Here is a 17,504-nt window from a genome sequence, read left to right on the forward strand (position 1 = left end):
GCTTCAGTACCGGTGATATCCCTGTGGGAGCGGGCTTGCCCGCGAAAAGCCTTGATGCGCTCTAGAAGTCGGCCAGTGGCCAGACTTCATAGGCTGGCGTCTCGTACGGGTGGCTCTGCTTGAGCGCGGCAACGACCTGAGCGATCAGGTCGTCAGCCACCACCAGCTCTACCTTCCATTCCTCGACCACCTCGACCTGGCCGGTTTGCCCGAGAAACGGCTGGCTGCCGTCCAACGGGCGAAACTGGCCCTGGCCCAGGGTTTGCCAGGCGCAGTGGTCATAGTCACCGATTCGCCCGCCACCGGCGGCGAATACGGCAGCCTTGACCACCTCGACATGGCTGGCCGGGACGAAGAAGGCGAGCTTGTACACGCCTTAGTTCACCCAGACGCGCGCGTTGCGGAACATACGCATCAGCGCAGCATCTTCCTGCCACTCATCCGGGCGCCAGGAGTTCTGCACAGCGCGGAACATACGCTCCGGGTGCGGCATCATGATGGTCACGCGGCCGTCACGGCTGGTGAGGCCGGTAATACCACGCGGCGAGCCGTTCGGGTTGGCCGGGTAGGTTTCGGTGACCTTGCCGTGGTTGTCGACGTAGCGCAGGGCCACGCAACCGGACACGTCGGCTTCCAGCAGTGCCGCTTCGTTGGCGAACTCGGCATGGCCTTCGCCGTGGGCGATGGCGATCGGCATGCGCGAACCGGCCATGCCCTGCAGGAAGATCGAGTTGGACTTCTGCACCTCGACCATGGCCACACGGGCTTCGAACTGCTCGGAACGGTTACGCACGAAGTGCGGCCAGAACTCGGTGCCCGGGATCAGCTCGTGCAGGTTGGACATCATCTGGCAACCGTTGCACACGCCCAGGGCGAAGCTGTCGGTGCGCTCGAAGAAGGCCTGGAAGGCATCGCGGGCACGGGCGTTGAACAGCGCCGACTTGGCCCAGCCCTCACCGGCACCCAGCACGTCACCGTACGAGAAGCCGCCGCATGCAACGAGGCCTTTGAAGGCTTCGAAGTCGACACGGCCAGCGAGGATGTCGCTCATGTGCACGTCAATGGCGGCGAAGCCGGCGCGGTCGAAGGCAGCAGCCATCTCGACCTGGCCGTTGACGCCCTGCTCACGCAAGATCGCCACTTGCGGGCGCACGCCTTTCTTGATGTACGGGGCAGCGATGTCGTCGTTGACGTCGTAGCCCAGCTTGACCGACAGGCCCGGGTTGTCTTCTTCGAGCAGCGCGTCGAATTCCTGGTCGGCGCATTCGGCGTTGTCACGCAGGCGCTGAACCTGGTAGCTGGTCTCGGCCCACTGGCGTTGCAGCAGGCGACGGTCGCCCTTGAACAGTTCTTCACTGTTCAGGCGCACGACCACTTCGCTGTTGTTGGTCGGCCGGCCGATCACCGCGACGCAGTCTTCACCCAAGCCAGCGGCGCTGAACTGGGCCAGTACGTCTGGGGTGGCATCCTGGCGAACCTGGATGACCGCACCCAGCTCTTCGTTGAAGAGGATGGCGGCGACTTTTTCCGCTTTGCTGGTCAGGGTGTCCAGCTCTAGGTCGAAGCCGCAGTGGCCGGCGAAGGCCATTTCCAGCACGGTGGTCATCAGGCCACCATCGGAACGGTCGTGGTAGGCCAGCAGGTGGCCGTCGGCGTTGAGGCCCTGGATCACGGCGAAGAAGGCCTTGAGGTCTTCGGCATCGTCGACGTCCGGTGCGGCATTGGCCAACTTGCCGTGGGTCTGCGCCAGGATCGAGGCGCCCATGCGGTTCTTGCCGCGGCCCAGGTCGATCAGGATCAGGTCGGTTTCGCCCTTGTCCATGCGCAGTTGCGGGGTCAGGGTCTTGCGGATGTCGGTGACCGGGGCGAAGCCGGTGATGATCAGCGACATCGGCGAGGTCACGCTCTTCTCGACGCCCTCTTCGCTCCACTTGGTCTTCATCGACATCGAGTCTTTGCCGACCGGAATGGTGATACCCAGCTCAGGGCACAGCTCCATGCCGACAGCCTTGACGGTGTCGTACAGGCGCGCGTCTTCACCCGGGTGGCCGGCGGCGGACATCCAGTTGGCCGACAGTTTGATGTCGGACAGCTTCTCGATCCGCGAGGCGGCGAGGTTGGTCAGGGTTTCGCCGATGGCCATGCGGCCAGACGCCGGGGCGTCGAGCAGGGCCAGCGGGGTGCGCTCACCCATGGCCATGGCTTCACCGGTGTAGACGTCGAAGCTGGTGGCGGTAACGGCGCAGTCGGCCACCGGCACCTGCCATGGGCCGACCATTTGGTCACGGGCCACCAGGCCAGTGATGGTGCGGTCGCCGATGGTGATCAGGAAGCTCTTGCTGGCCACCGCAGGGTGGTGCAGCACGCGCTCGACCGAATCGGCCAGCGACAGGGTGCTTGGGTCGAACTCATCGCCAAGTTCGGCTTCACGGGTGACCGAACGGTGCATGCGCGGCGGCTTGCCCAGCAGCACGTCCAGCGGCATGTCCACCGGGGTGTTGGCGAAGTGGCTGTCGGTCACGGTCAGGTGCGGCTCTTCAGTCGCCTCACCCACAACGGCGAACGGGCAGCGCTCACGTTCACAGATGGCCTGGAAGCGGTCGAAGTCGACAGCGCTGACGGCCAGCACGTAACGTTCCTGCGATTCGTTGCTCCAGATTTCGTGCGGGGCCATGCCCGGCTCGTCGTTGGGCACGTTGCGCAGTTCGAAGCGGCCACCGCGGCCACCGTCGTTGACCAGCTCAGGGAAGGCGTTGGAGATACCGCCGGCGCCAACGTCGTGGATGAAGGCGATCGGGTTTTTGTCGCCCAGCTGCCAGCAGCGGTCGATGACCTCTTGGCAACGGCGCTCCATTTCCGGGTTTTCGCGCTGTACCGAAGCGAAGTCCAGGTCGGCAGAGCTGGCACCGGTGGCGACCGACGAAGCCGCACCGCCACCCAGGCCGATCAGCATGGCCGGGCCGCCGAGCACGATCAGCTTGGCGCCGACGGTGATCTCGCCCTTCTGCACGTGGTCTTCACGGATGTTGCCCATGCCGCCGGCGAGCATGATCGGCTTGTGGTAGCCGCGCACTTCTTCGCCGTGCGGGGTGTTGATCGCCTGCTCGAAGGTACGGAAGTAGCCGGTCAGGGCCGGGCGACCGAATTCGTTGTTGAATGCGGCGCCACCCAGCGGGCCTTCGACCATGATGTCGAGGGCGTCGACGATGCGCTCAGGCTTGCCGTACGCCTGCTCCCATGGCTGTTCGAAGCCTGGAATGCGCAGGTTGGACACGGTAAAGCCGGTCAGGCCAGCCTTGGGCTTGGCGCCACGGCCGGTGGCGCCTTCGTCGCGGATTTCGCCGCCGGAGCCGGTGGAAGCACCGGAGAACGGCGCGATGGCGGTCGGGTGGTTGTGCGTCTCGACCTTCATCAGGATGTGCACCGGCTCCTGCACCGCGCCGTACTGGCGGGTATCAGGGTTCGGGAAGAAACGGCCGGCAACGTTGCCGACGATCACCGAGGCGTTGTCCTTGTACGCAGACAGCACGCCTTCGCTGTGCATCTGGTAGGTGTTCTTGATCATGCCGAACAGGCTCTTTTCCTGAGCCTGGCCGTCGATGTCCCAACTGGCGTTGAAGATCTTGTGGCGGCAGTGCTCGGAGTTGGCCTGGGCGAACATCATCAGTTCGATGTCGTTCGGGTTGCGCGCAAGGTTCTGGAAAGCGGCGACCAGGTAGTCGATCTCGTCTTCAGCCAGGGCCAGGCCCAGGTCGACGTTGGCCTTGGCCAGGGCGTCGCGGCCACCGGCGAGGATGTCGACCGAGGTCATCGGCTTGGGCTGGGCGTGGCTGAACAGGTCGGATGCCTGCTCCAGCTGGGCCAGCACGCGCTGGGTCATGCGGTCGTGCAGTTCGGCGGCGACGGCCTGTGCATCGGCTTCGCTCAGGTTGCCGGCGACGTAGTAGGCGATGCCGCGCTCAAGGCGCTGGATCGACTGTAGGCCGCAGTTGTGGGCGATGTCGCTGGCCTTGCTGGCCCAGGGCGAGATGGTGCCCAGGCGCGGCACGACCAGGAACAGGCGGCCGGTCGGCTCCTGTACCGGCACGCTCGGGCCGTACTTGAGCAGACGGCCCAGCACCTGCTGCTGGTCGGCGGTCAGCTCGCCGTCGACATCGGCGAAGTGGGCGAATTCGGCATACAAACCAGTAACAGCGGGGACTTTCTGGCTCAGTTGCTCGAGTAATTTACCGTGGCGAAAGGCAGAAAGGGCAGGAGCGCCGCGCAGGATCAACATCGTCGGGACAGCCTCAGGAAGGGGTGTGCTTAGAGGCCGTGCATTCTAGCCTAATTCCGCGGCTTTCGGCACCTGCTCTACGCCGCGCCTGTCGGGCGGTGGAACCGGACTTGCGGGTCAATATTTCGGGTGCTCGCCTCAAGAGGTTTATGGCCAGTGAGATCGAGCGCCGCCCGCGCGGCGCTTCGCGGGGCAAGCCCGCTCCCACATTTGTTTCGGGCCAATCATGCCTGTGCCATTGGCGCGCGTACCCCTTGGTGTACGACACGATATTGAAAGGGACAAACAAGGGGCCGCGCGCTAATAGTTCAGGATTGATTGGCCCGAAACAAATGTGGGAGCGGGCTTGCCCCGCGAAGCGCCGCGCGGGCGGCGCTCGATCTGCCAGGCGGCACACCTCTAACGGCAAACACCCCTAACGGCAAACCCCCTGAACACAGAACCCGCTACCAGACAAGCTATCTGTTGTCGAGATATGGCGCCGCCTGTCCTTTGCGTATACTGCAAGCTATGTTCGCCCACACTGCTTTGCGCCAGCGCTGCGCCAGATGGCTCATCGCAACCGGACTCTTTCTGATGCTCGGTGCCTGTGTTGAAAAACCCAGCACCCTCGAGCGCGTGAAGGAGGATGGTGTGCTGCGCGTAATCACCCGCAACAGCCCGGCGACGTATTTCCAGGACCGTAACGGCGAAACCGGCTTCGAATACGAATTGGTCAAGCATTTCGCCGATGATCTCGGCGTAAAGCTGGAGATCGAGACCGCCGATAACCTCGATCAACTGTTCGACGAGCTGGGCAAGCCCTCCGGCCCGGTGCTGGCAGCCGCCGGCCTGGTAAGCAGCGAACGGCGCAAGACCCAGGCGAAATTCTCCCACCCGTACCTGGAAGTCACCCCTCAAGTCATCTACCGCAACGGCCGCTCGCGCCCGACCGAAGCCAAGGGCTTGGTCGGCAAGAAGATCATGGTGCTCAAGGGCAGCAGCCATGCCGACCAGCTGGCCGAGCTGAAAAAGCAGTATCCGGGCCTGGAATACGAAGAATCCGACGCCGTCGAGGTGGTCGACTTGCTGCGCATGGTCGATGAAGGCCAGATCGACCTGACCCTGGTCGACTCCAACGAACTGGCGATGAACCAGGTGTACTTCCCCAACGTTCGGGTCGCCTTCGACCTGGGCGACACCCGCGACCAGCGCTGGGCGGTGGCGGCCGGCGAGGACAACAGCCTGCTCAACGAGGTCAACGAGTTTCTCGACAAGGCCCAGAAGAACGGCACCCTGCAGCGCCTGAAAGACCGCTATTACGGCCATGTCGACGTACTCGGCTACGTCGGCGCCTATACCTTCGCCCAGCACCTGCAGCAGCGCCTGCCCAAGTACGAGAAGCACTTCAAGAGCTACGCCAAGGTCGAACAGGTGGACTGGCGCCTGCTGGCGGCCATCGGCTACCAGGAATCGATGTGGCAGCCGGAAGTCACCTCCAAGACGGGCGTGCGCGGCCTGATGATGCTCACCCAGCGCACGGCGCAGGCCATGGGCGTGTCCAATCGCCTGGACCCGAAACAGAGCATCCAAGGTGGTGCCAAGTACTTCATGCTGATCAAAGAGCAACTCGACGACAGCATCCAGGAACCCGACCGCACCTGGTTCGCCCTTGCGGCCTATAACGTCGGCAGCGGCCACCTGGAAGACGCCCGCACCCTGGCCAAGCGCGAGAAGCTCAACCCGAACAAGTGGCTGGACGTGAAGAAAATGCTGCCGCGCCTGGCGCAGAAGCAGTGGTACAGCAAGACCAAGTACGGCTACGCCCGCGGCGGCGAGCCGGTGCACTTCGTGGCTAACATCCGCCGTTACTACGACATCCTGACCTGGGTGACCCAGCCGCAGCTCGAAGGCCAGATGGCCGAGGGCAATTTGCATGTGCCTGGGGTAAATAAGGACAAACCGGCAGAGCAGTCGCCGCCGATGTAAATCTGTACGGGGCTGTTCGCAGGAATGATCGGCATTCAGTCCCTTCCCGGCTTCATCCGTGAGTTCACAGCACCACACCCGAAGCGATTTACGTTTCAAGTCTCTTGGAGCGTTATACATCGCCTGATGTGACAGCAAAAACCTAACGATTACGCAACTGGTAAATATGCCAGTTGCCGCCTAGCAGACACCCTTCTATAGATGCTTCTCCACAACAACGGTGTTGGAGACAAGCATGACCAGGCCCCTTATTATTCTTGGGCTGCTCAGCCTGACTGCGTTCGCACAGGCACAATCGCCCCTCAAAGATGATTACAAGGCAGCAGAAGTGAAAAGGGCGGAGTCACACGCCAGCCACCCAACCGTGCCCGTAGGCAAACTTCATCTTTACAAGAACGCAACCGACAGTGCCTGCACATCTTTGAACATAGAATATCGAAGAAACGCTGCCTACAGGGGCAGTTACAACTGCGGCAATGATCAGGTTTATTTTTTTAAGGTAAGCAATGCATCAAAGGGGAACACCATCAAACTGGGGAGCGACAGACCTGTAAAAGAATCTGACTACAGCTATTGCCCAGAAAATGACTGGCGCTTCATACTCGAGGTAACTGACGATGCAGTTAATACAAGCAAGATCCCTCTCTCAGAACTTAGAAATATTGAAAACGGGGAACTGATCGTCAGTGGATTAAAAATGCAGAAGAACGCCTACAGGAGCGGAAACATCGCTGGAAAGCTAACTTGTGTAGATTCCAACAACCTATAACAACCTATGTATCGTTAGCCACCTGCTATCCCCCCCTCTTTACCCTTCGCGCCTTGAAGAAGTCACTGAGGATCTGCCCACACTCCTCCGCCAGCACCCCGCCCTCTACCATTACCCGATGGTTGAGGAAGCCCTGGCCGAAGAACTGCCCCTGGCTCTGCACGATACCCGCCTTGGGCTCCAGCGCCCCGTACACCACCCGCGCCACCCGCGAATGCACGATCAACCCCGCGCACATGCTGCAAGGCTCCAGGGTCACATACAGCGTGCTGCCCGGCAGCCGATAGTTGCTCGCCGACTTGGCCGCAGCCCGAATGGCAACCATCTCGGCATGCGCACTCGGGTCGCTGTCGATAATGGGCCGGTTGAAGCCCTGGCCGATTACCTGGCCATGCTGTACCAGCACCGCCCCTACCGGCACCTCGCCCATGGCCGCGCCCTCGGCCGCCAGGGCCAGAGCAATGCGCATGAATTCCTGATCGCGGCTGCGATCAATGATGTGTGGGCGCATCAGACCACCGCTATCGCGGCCATCAGGCCGGTTTCCATGTGGTCGATGACGTGGCAGTGGAACATCCAGGTGCCCGGGTTATCGGCCACAAGTGCCACCTGGGCCCGCTCGTTCTTGCCCAGCAGGTAGGTATCGGTGAACCACGGTTCCTTGATGTCGTGGCGGTTGGAGGCAATCACCTTGAAACTCATGCCATGCAGGTGGATCGGGTGCTGGTACTGGGTCATGTTCTTCAGCTCGAAGATGTAGCTCTTGCCCTTCTGCAGCGTGGCGATGGGCCGGTCGGCGCATGTCTTGTCGGTGATGTCCCAGGCCTGGCCGTTGATCTGCCACAGGCTCGATGGTTTGTTCGGGTCAGGGGTGACAGAAACTTTGGCCGCCCACTCGAAATTGAAGTTGAGCTTTTCAGCATTCTCCAGGTCCGGCTCGGCGATCGGGTTGGCCGGCAGCGCTGGCGGCCAGTCACTCGGCGCGTCGTTGCTCGGCACCGAACGCAGGGTACCCAGGCGCACGAAACCGTCGCGCAGGGAAATTTCCTCACCCGCTTCGGGAATCCGGATGGCCAGGCAGATGCGCATGCCAGGGCCAAGCCAGTACTCGTCTTCCAACGGGCGCGGGGTCACCGGGTTGCCGTCGAGGGCGTAGATCTTCGCCTCGCAGTTGCCCTTGAGGTTAAGGCGGTAGGTCCAGGTGTTGTCCAGGTTCAGCAGGCGCACCCGCACCACCTGGCCGGCCGGCAGCTCGGTGACCGCGTCGGGCTGGCCGTTGATGGTGATCAGCCGCCCGGCAGTGCCGTTACGCGCGGCCTCACGCGGGATGCTGAACGGCAGCCAGGCGCCCTGCTCGTCTACGTGCCAGTTTTTCAGGCTCAGCGTGCGCTCATGCAGGAACCCGGTAGGCTCGCGCTCCTCGACGATCAGCGGGCCGACCAGTCCGCGACCAAGCTCTTCCGAGCTGCTGACATGTGGGTGATACCAGTAGCTGCCCGCATCCGGCACGCGGAACTTGTAGTCGAAGTATTCGCCCGGCTTGACCGGCAGCTGCGACACGTACGGCACGCCGTCCATTTCCAGCGGCAAGCGGATGCCATGCCAGTGAATGGTGGTTTCGACCGGCAAGTGGTTGATGAACCGCACCCGCAACCAGGTGCCCTGGCGTACCCGCAGCTCGGTACCTGGCGCCGAAGGGCCAAAGGCCCAAGCCTCGGTCTTGAAGCCCGGCACCAGTTCCACGTCCAGGGGCGCGGCGATCAGCTCGTAGTCGTGCCCGGCATTCTCGTCCTCGACCTTGCCCAGCCAGTACCGCGCTGCGCCTCCGGCGCCCAGGCCTACCACAACCAGGCCGGTGAGGCCCTTGAGCATTTGTCGACGGGTGAAGGACATCGGTGCGGGTACCTCGTGTTCGGCGCAATCAAGCTGCCAGCAGGGCTGGCGATGAAGGGCGAATACGATACACCTGCAAATGGGAAAGATTAAGTGAAGTCTTGTCGCAGGGAGGTCTGGGCCTGGTAGCTGAGCGCAGCGTCAAAAGAATTCGTCCAGCAATCGATAAAAGCGGATCCGGGCAGGATCCGCTTCGATCCCATAGCTTGCCAGAAAGGGCGCCACCCACTCATCCCCCAGGTCAGCGGCGATATCCCGGGTTGCCAACGCCAAGTCCTGCCAACGGTCGGCCACACCCAGGCGGCCACAGTCGATGAAACCGCTGAAGCGTGTACCCTCAGCCATCACGTTCGGTAGACAGGCATCGCCATGGGTCACCACCCGGTCCTCCTTCGCCGGGCGCGCCGCCAACAGGTCGGCGAACACATCACTGGCCGTGCGCCCAAGCTGCTCTTCATCGAAGTCTGCCTCATCGACTAGGCCAGCCGTAATGCGCGCTTGCGCCAACCTCACCCGCGCCGCCAGCGCATGATCGAACGGGCACTCCCCGACCGGTCGCTGGTGCAGCTGGCGCAGTGCCTCGGCCATCAGGGCAACCGTGGCCGCTGGCGCACGCTTAGTCGATTCAGCCAAGCTCTGACCTGACACTGCAGTCATCAACAACCAGTGCCGTCCCTGTTCAGTAGCGGCGTCGATGACCCGAGGCGCTGACATGCCCTGCCCCGCCATCCAGCGCAGGCGGCTGACCTCGCCCGGGAGCTCCGCCAGCGCCGCCACGGGCTCGGACTTGAGGAACAGATCCTCGGCGCATTCGCGGCGCAGGCGCCAGACACTGGCCCCAGACTCGCCAAGCGCCTGAACCTCCATCGCCACAACGCCATGGGCCTCTCGCCAGCCTGCTGGCAGGAGCTGCTCGGCAGGTGTGCGCCTCGTCATGGCATCTGCCCTTTGAGGATGTCTTCGCAGGCCTCGCTGCCCATGAGCGGCGCCAGAATAACGCCTGGGTGAGCGACCGTGACGTACAGCCCTTCGAACCCCTCAAGGAACGTACGCAGTGGCAGGCCACTGTCGGTTTTTGGCCGGTACACTGCCCGGATTGATCGCAGCGACATTTCGCAACTGGGCTGAAACAGACTGGCAACCGCTTCTAGACTGCTACGACCGAGCTCGGCCATCCCCGCTTCACCTGGGAAGTCAGCTGCCGACAGCAGTCCACCACCTCGAGCGGGCCGCACTTCCAGCGACTGCCCGTACAGCAGATGGCGCAGCGGCACCTGTGCGGCATCGAACCGCAGCAGCACCGCAGGCGCTTCGTGGATGGGCAGATCCTGCCCCAGTTGCCGGGTCAGGCTCTGGGCGCCCATGGCATTGGCCAGTACAACGACATCCGCCTGCACGATGCCCGCGTGGGTACGCACACCGGTAATGCGCGTGCCCTGCACCTCCAGCGCCAGTACCTCGCACGCCTCAAGCACCTTAGCGCCTTCGCCCTGGGCTGCCGCCAACAAGCGCTCAGCCAGTGCATCAGGCTCGACCGCAAAATCGTCCGGCGCCCAGATTGCCATGTCCGGTGCCCGCACCAGGCCGGGCTCCAGCTCGCGGATGCGCTCGCGCCCCACCGCCATCATCGACACACCTGCCGCCTGCTGCTCGGCAAGCATGGCCAAGGTCTCCTGCTCGCTGTCGAGCCAGATCAAGCCACCTTGCGCTGCCACCGGCAGCGGCCCGAGCGCTTGCGTCAGCTGCGCAAATTGAGCCAGGGCAAGCTGCTCCAAGGCAAAGCTTGCCGGGTGCTCGGAAGGGAGGCGGCTGCCGTTGCCCACCCAACCATACGAGTGCCCGGTGACACCCCGGGCAATGGCACGCTCGCGTTCAAGCACGGTGACCGGAGCACCCCGCCGGGCCAGGTGCCAGGCGATGGAGGCGCCGAGGATACCGCCGCCCACCACCACTACATGAGGAACTTTGCGTGCCATTGCGTTTGTCCTTGCGCAAAACCGAGGAAGCGTAGTGTGCGCAAAGGCAGCCTTAACGTCTGTGAACAATCGTATTCACGTTCAATGGCGTCCGGCAGCTTACGTTTGCTCACAGACTCGCAGACCGTCGTATACGCACAATGGCGCTTTCAACATGAGGCCGAATTTATGACAGCCATAACCTTTCGCCCCGCAGTACCTGAAGATGCCGCAGCGTGTATGACCCTGCGAGCATTGACCCGGGAAAACGCGTTCACAGAAGAAGACCTGCGCGCGCTAGGCATCACCGTCGATTCCTGGAGCAGCGGCATTCGCGATGGAAGCGGCCCAGGCTTCGTGGCCTGCAAGGGCAGCCAGATAGTGGGCTACTGCTTCGCCGACAAGGACAGTGGCGAGGTGACCGTGCTTGCCCTGCTGCCTGCCTTTGAGGGCCAAGGGATCGGCAAGCGCTTGCTGCAGAAGGTCGTCGACCACCTGCGGGCGCTGGGGTTCGAGCGGCTGTTCCTGGCGTGCTCCAGCGACCCTGACGTGCGCTCGTATGGGTTCTATCGGCACCTAGGCTGGACGTCGACAGGCGAGCAGGACGAAGCGGGAGATGAGATCTTGCAGCTCAGGGTCGATACACGCGCTGGGTAAAACGCAAAAGCCCGCAATCATGCGTAATGCTGTTCACTTAAGTGATCCATCGCCTGTATTGGGGCCGCTTTGCAGCCCATCGCGGCACAAGGCCGCTCCCACAATGTTCGCGCATGCCCTGTAAATAGGGGCATAACGCGGTCGGTGTGGGAGCGGCCTTGTGCCGCGATGGGCCGCAGAGCGGCCCCGGCATTCTTAAGTGAACATCATTACGCAATCATGCGGGCTTTTGGTAGCTTCCTGCTATCGGACGCCGGCCGTGGCCAGGCGCGAAATCATTCCCACTCGATAGTGGCCGGCGGCTTGCTCGACACGTCGTAAGTGACGCGCGAGATGCCTTCGATTTCGTTGATGATACGGCCGCTGACGGTCTCCAGCAGCTCGTACGGCAGGTGTGCCCAACGCGCGGTCATGAAGTCCACGGTCTCGACGGCACGCAGGGCCACGACCCAAGCGTAACGACGGCCGTCGCCAACGACGCCAACCGACTTGACCGGCTGGAACACCACGAAGGCCTGGCTGGTCTTGTGGTACCAGTCGGCTTTGCGCAGTTCTTCGATGAAGATATGGTCAGCGCGACGCAGGATGTCGGCGTATTCCTTCTTCACTTCACCAAGGATACGCACGCCCAGGCCCGGGCCTGGGAACGGGTGGCGGTAGACCATGTCGTACGGCAGGCCCAGCTCCAGGCCGATCTTGCGGACTTCGTCCTTGAACAGCTCGCGCAGCGGCTCGACCAGCTTGAGGTTCATTTCCTCTGGCAGGCCACCGACGTTGTGGTGCGACTTGATCACGTGGGCCTTGCCGCTCTTGGCGCCAGCCGACTCGATCACGTCCGGGTAGATGGTGCCCTGGGCCAGGAACTGGATGTTGTCCAGCTTGCTGGCTTCTGCATCGAAGATGTCGATGAAGGTGCGACCGATGATCTTGCGCTTCTTCTCAGGGTCCGCTTCGCCTTCCAGGTTGCCCAGGAATTGTGCCTCGGCGTCGGCACGGATCACCTTGACGCCCATGTTCTCTTTGAACATGGCCATCACTTGGTCGCCTTCGTGCAGGCGCAGCAGGCCGTTGTCGACGAAGACGCAGGTCAGCTGGTCACCGATGGCGCGGTGCAGCAGCGCGGCAACCACGGAGGAGTCCACGCCGCCGGACAAGCCCAGCAGGACGTTGGCCGAACCAACTTGCTCACGCACCTGGGCGATAGCGTCTTCGACGATGTTGGACGGGGTCCACAGGGCTTCGCAGCCGCAGATGTCCTGGACGAAGCGCGAGAGGATGCGACCGCCCTGCTTGGTGTGGGTCACTTCCGGGTGGAACTGCACGCCGTAGTAGCCGCGCGCGTCGTCGAACATGCCGGCAATCGGGCAGCTCGGGGTGCTGGCCAGCACGTGGAAGTCGCCAGGCATCTGGGTGACCTTGTCACCGTGGCTCATCCATACGTCCAGGCCCAGCACGCCGTCGGCGTCTACGTGGTCTTCGATGCCGTCGAGCAGGCGGCTCTTGCCGACTACATCAACGCGGGCGTAGCCGAATTCGCGCAGGTCGGAACCGGTCACCTTGCCGCCCAGTTGCTCGGCCATGGTCTGCATGCCGTAGCAGATGCCCAGCAGCGGTACGTTCAGGTCGAACACAGCCTGCGGCGCGCGCGGGCTGTTGGCTTCGTGTACCGACTCGGGGCCGCCGGCGAGGATGATGCCGCGCGGGTTGAATTCGCGGATCGCTTCATCGTCCATGTCGAACGGATGCAGTTCGCAGTAGACACCGATCTCGCGCACGCGGCGGGCGATCAGCTGGGTGTACTGGGAACCGAAATCGAGGATCAGGATGCGGTGAGCGTGAATGTCGAGGGCCATGACTCAATCTCGTCAGTGGAAATCGGAAACGACGCGGGGCTGTCGTGACAGCCCCGCATGCTGATAGTGCTGGAAGCCTCAGCCTACGCGGTAGTTAGGGGCTTCTTTGGTGATCTGCACGTCATGCACGTGGGACTCGGCCATGCCGGCACCGGTGATGCGCACGAATTCCGGCTTGGTGCGCATCTCTTCGATGGTTGCGCTGCCGGTGTAGCCCATGGACGAACGCAGGCCGCCCATCAGCTGGTGGATGATGGCTGCCAAGGCACCCTTGTACGGTACGCGGCCTTCGATGCCTTCCGGCACCAGCTTCTCGGCGCCGGCCGAGGAGTCCTGGAAGTAACGGTCGGACGAGCCCTGCGCCTGTGCCATGGCACCCAGCGAGCCCATGCCGCGGTAGGCCTTGTAGGAGCGGCCCTGGAACAGCTCGACTTCACCCGGGGCCTCTTCGGTACCGGCGAACATCGAACCCATCATCACGCAGGAAGCACCGGCAACGATGGCCTTGGACAGGTCACCGGAGAAGCGGATGCCACCGTCGGCGATCAGCGGGACGCCCGTGCCTTCCAGCGCAGCGGCGACGTTGGCGATGGCGCTGATTTGCGGCACGCCGACACCGGCGACGATGCGGGTGGTGCAGATCGAGCCTGGGCCGATACCGACCTTGACGGCGTCTGCGCCAGCTTCAGCCAGGGCCTTGGCCGCAGCGCCGGTGGCGATGTTGCCGCCGATCACCTGCACTTGCGGGTAGGTTTCCTTGACCCAGCGTACGCGGTCGATCACGCCTTTGGAGTGACCGTGGGCGGTGTCCACCACCACCACGTCAACGCCAGCAGCAACCAGGGCAGCAACGCGCTCGCCGGTGTCCTTGCCGGTACCGACGGCAGCGCCGACGCGCAGGCGACCTTGGTCGTCCTTGCTGGCCAGCGGGTAGGCCTTGGCTTTTTCGATGTCTTTGACGGTCATCATGCCCTTGAGGCTGAACTTGTCGTCGACGATCAGGACTTTTTCCAGGCGGTGCTTGTGCAGCAGCTCGCGGACTTCGTTCTTGTTGGCGCCTTCGCGCACGGTGACCAGACGCTCTTTGGGCGTCATCACATCGCGGACCTTGGCATCCAGACGGGTTTCGAAGCGCACGTCACGGGAGGTGACGATACCGACCAGGTCACCGTTCTCCAGCACCGGAACTCCCGAAATGTTGTTCAGGCGGGTCAGGTCGAACAGGTCGCGCACGGTGGCGTCTGCTTCGATGGTGATCGGGTCCTTGACCACGCCAGCCTCGAACTTCTTGACCTTGCGCACTTCGCCGGCCTGCTGTTCGATGGTCATGTTCTTGTGGATGATGCCGATGCCGCCTTCCTGAGCCATGGCAATGGCCAGACGCGCTTCGGTCACGGTATCCATGGCGGCGGAAACCAGAGGGATGTTCAGCTCGATGCCACGAGTCAAACGGGTCTTGAGACTGACTTCATTGGGCAGTACCTCGGAATAGCCAGGTACAAGGAGGATATCGTCGAAAGTCAGGGCTTCTTGGCTGATACGCAGCATCGCGGGGGCTCCCGGGCGGGAAAAATGGAAGCGCGCCATTATACTCATCCACGGCGCGCCGCTCAATGCAAAATAAGGGCCTTCGGTCAGCGTTCTGGCAGTTTTACCTGCACGACCGCCACTGGCTGGTCGAGCCAGTCGGCGAAGCTGTCGAGAAAGGCCTGGGTGAACCCGGCCTCGCCCCAGTTGTTGAAGATGAACCCCAGGTTGGAAAAGGCACATGGCTGCAGGTAAAGAAAGCCATTGATGTCGTCTTCGAAGCCACACAGCGGGCAGGTGAAGTTGTCACTGACCCCTGGCATCCACTCTTCGAGGCTCTCGAACAGCGGCTCGCCGACTTCACGGCGGCACTCCGGGCAGCCGGCTTCTTCGAGAAAACCGTCGGTCGGGGTATAGATGCAGCGCTTGAGCATGATCTCGAGGCCGCTGGCCTGCTCACCGAAGGGCAGTTTCTCGGGGTGCAGGGCCACCTTGCGCGCACCTTCGGCCAAGGCATGGCCCATGCGATTTCCGGTGCGGCCACAGGTGGTGAGTTGCTCTTCGACGATTTTCTCGCGCACCAGCCAGCGTACGATCGCCCGGGCGCGGGCCTCGTTGGCCGGAACGGTGGAAAGCTTGGGGACGATGATGCTCTGGGTGTTCATTAAGGAAGCAAACCTGCGAACTGCGGTAATGCCGCAATTCTACCGCTCACAGGCTCAGGTAGCGACCGATCATGGCCAAGCCACTGGCCAGCACCAGCCACGTGACCAGGCGCACAAAGGCCTCGCGGGACAATTTCAGGGTCAGCCGGCGCCCTACCCACAAGCCGACGAACATCACCGGCAACAGGCAGGCAGCGAGCAACAGCAGGCTGCTGTCGGCGTAGACCCCGGCGATCAGGAACAGCGACAGGCGCACCACCGTGCTGCAACTGATCAACGCACTCTGGGTAGCCCGCACCTGCTCTTTCGCCTCCAGACGAGCACTGAGGTATAGCGCATAAAGAAAACCACCGCTGCCGAACAACGCACCGAACAAGCCCCCTACCGTGCCCATGGGCACCGCCCAGAAGCCGGACAAGGTCGCCGGGCGCACCTTCACCGCCAGGTTATAGAACGCATAGGCACTGACGAACAAACCCATCAGCAACAGCAGCAGATCGGACTTGAGCCGCAACAGAAACACCACCCCCAGGGTGCACCCTATCGCCATGAAGGGCAGCAGACGCAGCAGCTCGCCGCGTACCACATCCCGGCGCGAAGGCAGCAAGTTGCCGAAGGCCGCCACGAAGTCCAGCAGCACCAACAGCGGGATGATCCGTGACAGCGGCATGAAGTGGATCAGCACCGGCGCCGCGACCAGCGCAGTGCCGAAACCGGCAATGCCGAAAACGATGTAGGCCAGGCCGACACCGAGCAGGATGGGCAGCCAATCGAGGCCGGAAAAGGACAATTGGGTGAGCATGGCGTGTATTCCTGAGAAGTCACGCAAAGGTTAGCCAGCCATGAGCCATGCCGACTAATATGCCTTTGCGCCATTACCCATCTCGAAAAGGCATGACATGACGTCGATCCGCCAGTTGCGTTACTTCGTGGAAATTGCCGAGAGCGGCAGTTTCAGCGCCGCCGCCGAGCGGTTGTACATCGCCCAGTCGGCGCTGAGCCGGCAGATCAAGGAGCTGGAGCAGCACCTGGGCACGCCGTTGTTCGAACGCACTGCACGCCTGCCACGCTTGACGCTTGCCGGGGACGCCTTTTTGCAGCGTGCCCGCCGCTTGCTGGCGGACCTGGCACAGGCCGAGCGCATCACCCGCGACATGGGCGACGGCTTGCAAGGCAGCCTGCGCCTGAACCACTCCAGCACCGTGCCGCTGACCGGGCCATTGCTGGCTCGCTTGGGCACGTACTTGCAAGGCAACCCCGGGATTGCATTGGAGATTGCGCAGCAGTCCTCGGAGGCGCAATTGGAGGATATCGCCGCTGGGCGGCTGGATATCGGCCTGTTGCGGCTGCCGGTGCTGCGCCAGCATGAAGGCGTGGTGCTGCATGAGCTGTTCAGCGAGCCTCTATTAATGGCTGTCGCCGCTGGGCACCCCTTGGCTGAAGCGCCGGTCGTGCAACTGGAGCAGCTGCGTGGCGAGCGCTTCATTTCTATTCCTCACCGGGACCGCGGCGGGTTGAGCTATTTGTCGGCCTCGCTGTGCATGAATGCAGGGTTCTTTCCGCAGGCGGCCCAGGTGGTTTCACGCAAGACCACGCAGTTGCAGCTGATTCAGGCGGGGTTTGGGGTGGCGCTGTTGCCGGCATGCATGCGCGATATTGCGCCGGCATCGGTCAGGTTCGTGGCGTTGGGTGAGGTGTGTGAGAGTACGGTGGCATTGGCGTGTCGGCGGGATGCTGGGCTGATGGTGCGGCAGTTTTTGGCGGGGATGCAGGGGGCGTGATGGGGGTGTGATGGGGGCCTTGGTGCATGACGGGGGATTTTTAGCGCCTGGGAGATCGAGCGCCGCCCGCGCGGCGCTTCGCGGGGCAAGCCCGCTCCCACATCTGTTTCGGGCCAGTCAGACCTGTGGCATGGGCGCGCGACCGCCTTGTCTGTCCAAC

At 62.9% G+C, this 17,504-nt stretch carries 14 protein-coding genes; 4 read left to right on the forward strand and 10 right to left on the reverse strand.

Going from position 1 to position 17,504, the window contains the following annotated elements; translation table 11 throughout:
- Positions 1 to 61: 61 nt before the first annotated feature.
- Both OO306_RS20425 and purL read right to left on the reverse strand, forming a co-directional pair.
- Positions 62 to 373: an NGG1p interacting factor 3 protein, NIF3 gene (locus tag OO306_RS20425; RefSeq protein WP_027595689.1), complete on the reverse strand. Its 312-nt coding sequence runs from the start codon at positions 371 to 373 to the stop codon at positions 62 to 64.
- 3 nt (positions 374 to 376) lie between these two features.
- Positions 377 to 4,276 carry a phosphoribosylformylglycinamidine synthase gene (gene purL, locus OO306_RS20430; protein WP_265969756.1) on the reverse strand — a complete coding sequence of 1,300 codons (3,900 nt, stop codon included), beginning with the start codon at positions 4,274 to 4,276 and terminating at the stop codon, positions 377 to 379.
- A 510-nt stretch (positions 4,277 to 4,786) separates the two neighbouring features.
- Between purL and mltF the strand changes: the two genes are divergently transcribed.
- Together mltF and OO306_RS20440 are read left to right on the forward strand one after the other, a co-directional pair.
- Positions 4,787 to 6,244, forward strand: coding sequence for a membrane-bound lytic murein transglycosylase MltF (gene mltF, locus OO306_RS20435; RefSeq protein WP_027595687.1), 1,458 nt, complete (start codon positions 4,787 to 4,789; stop codon positions 6,242 to 6,244).
- A gap of 235 nt (positions 6,245 to 6,479) precedes the next feature.
- On the forward strand, positions 6,480 to 7,013 hold the full coding sequence (locus OO306_RS20440) for a hypothetical protein (RefSeq protein ID WP_265969757.1): 534 nt from the start codon (positions 6,480 to 6,482) through the stop codon (positions 7,011 to 7,013).
- 25 nt (positions 7,014 to 7,038) lie between these two features.
- On the opposite strand, the gene tadA is transcribed toward OO306_RS20440, so the two are convergent.
- The 4 genes from tadA to OO306_RS20460 all read right to left on the reverse strand — a co-directional run bounded on the left by tadA (position 7,039) and on the right by OO306_RS20460 (position 10,882).
- On the reverse strand, positions 7,039 to 7,524 hold the full coding sequence (gene tadA / locus OO306_RS20445) for a tRNA adenosine(34) deaminase TadA (protein ID WP_027595685.1): 486 nt from the start codon (positions 7,522 to 7,524) through the stop codon (positions 7,039 to 7,041).
- A complete protein-coding gene (locus OO306_RS20450) occupies positions 7,524 to 8,906 on the reverse strand; it encodes a multicopper oxidase family protein (RefSeq protein WP_027595684.1) in 1,383 nt (460 codons plus the stop codon). Before OO306_RS20450 ends, tadA begins: the two co-directional genes overlap by 1 nt.
- 141 nt (positions 8,907 to 9,047) lie before the next feature.
- Positions 9,048 to 9,842: an APH(3') family aminoglycoside O-phosphotransferase gene (locus OO306_RS20455; RefSeq protein WP_265969758.1), complete on the reverse strand. Its 795-nt coding sequence runs from the start codon at positions 9,840 to 9,842 to the stop codon at positions 9,048 to 9,050.
- The gene (locus tag OO306_RS20460) at positions 9,839 to 10,882 is read right to left on the reverse strand and encodes an FAD-binding oxidoreductase (RefSeq protein ID WP_265969759.1); all 1,044 of its coding nucleotides are present in this window, start codon (positions 10,880 to 10,882) and stop codon (positions 9,839 to 9,841) included. The genes OO306_RS20455 and OO306_RS20460 overlap by 4 nt, the downstream gene beginning before the upstream one ends.
- 168 nt (positions 10,883 to 11,050) lie before the next feature.
- On the opposite strand from OO306_RS20460, the gene OO306_RS20465 reads away from it, so the two are divergent.
- Positions 11,051 to 11,518 (forward strand): GNAT family N-acetyltransferase, encoded by a 468-nt coding sequence (locus OO306_RS20465; protein WP_265969760.1) that lies wholly within the window; start codon positions 11,051 to 11,053, stop codon positions 11,516 to 11,518.
- A 275-nt stretch (positions 11,519 to 11,793) separates the two neighbouring features.
- On the opposite strand, the gene guaA is transcribed toward OO306_RS20465, so the two are convergent.
- The 4 genes from guaA to OO306_RS20485 form a co-directional block, all read right to left on the reverse strand.
- On the reverse strand, positions 11,794 to 13,371 hold the full coding sequence (gene guaA, locus OO306_RS20470; RefSeq protein WP_027595681.1) for a glutamine-hydrolyzing GMP synthase: 1,578 nt from the start codon (positions 13,369 to 13,371) through the stop codon (positions 11,794 to 11,796).
- A gap of 78 nt (positions 13,372 to 13,449) precedes the next feature.
- Positions 13,450 to 14,919 (reverse strand): IMP dehydrogenase, encoded by a 1,470-nt coding sequence (guaB, locus tag OO306_RS20475; RefSeq protein ID WP_027595680.1) that lies wholly within the window; start codon positions 14,917 to 14,919, stop codon positions 13,450 to 13,452.
- An 86-nt stretch (positions 14,920 to 15,005) separates the two neighbouring features.
- Positions 15,006 to 15,563 (reverse strand): hypothetical protein, encoded by a 558-nt coding sequence (locus OO306_RS20480; RefSeq protein WP_027595679.1) that lies wholly within the window; start codon positions 15,561 to 15,563, stop codon positions 15,006 to 15,008.
- 46 nt (positions 15,564 to 15,609) lie between these two features.
- Positions 15,610 to 16,365 carry a sulfite exporter TauE/SafE family protein gene (locus OO306_RS20485; RefSeq protein WP_099428434.1) on the reverse strand — a complete coding sequence of 252 codons (756 nt, stop codon included), beginning with the start codon at positions 16,363 to 16,365 and terminating at the stop codon, positions 15,610 to 15,612.
- Between the two features lie 97 nt (positions 16,366 to 16,462).
- Here OO306_RS20485 and OO306_RS20490 point away from each other — a divergent pair, with 97 nt between their 5' ends.
- Positions 16,463 to 17,344 (forward strand): LysR family transcriptional regulator, encoded by an 882-nt coding sequence (locus OO306_RS20490; protein ID WP_265969761.1) that lies wholly within the window; start codon positions 16,463 to 16,465, stop codon positions 17,342 to 17,344.
- Positions 17,345 to 17,504: the final 160 nt, after the last annotated feature.

The sequence above is a fragment of the Pseudomonas sp. DCB_AW genome, assembly GCF_026240895.1.
GTDB classification, from domain to species: Bacteria; Pseudomonadota; Gammaproteobacteria; order Pseudomonadales; family Pseudomonadaceae; genus Aquipseudomonas; species Aquipseudomonas kermanshahensis.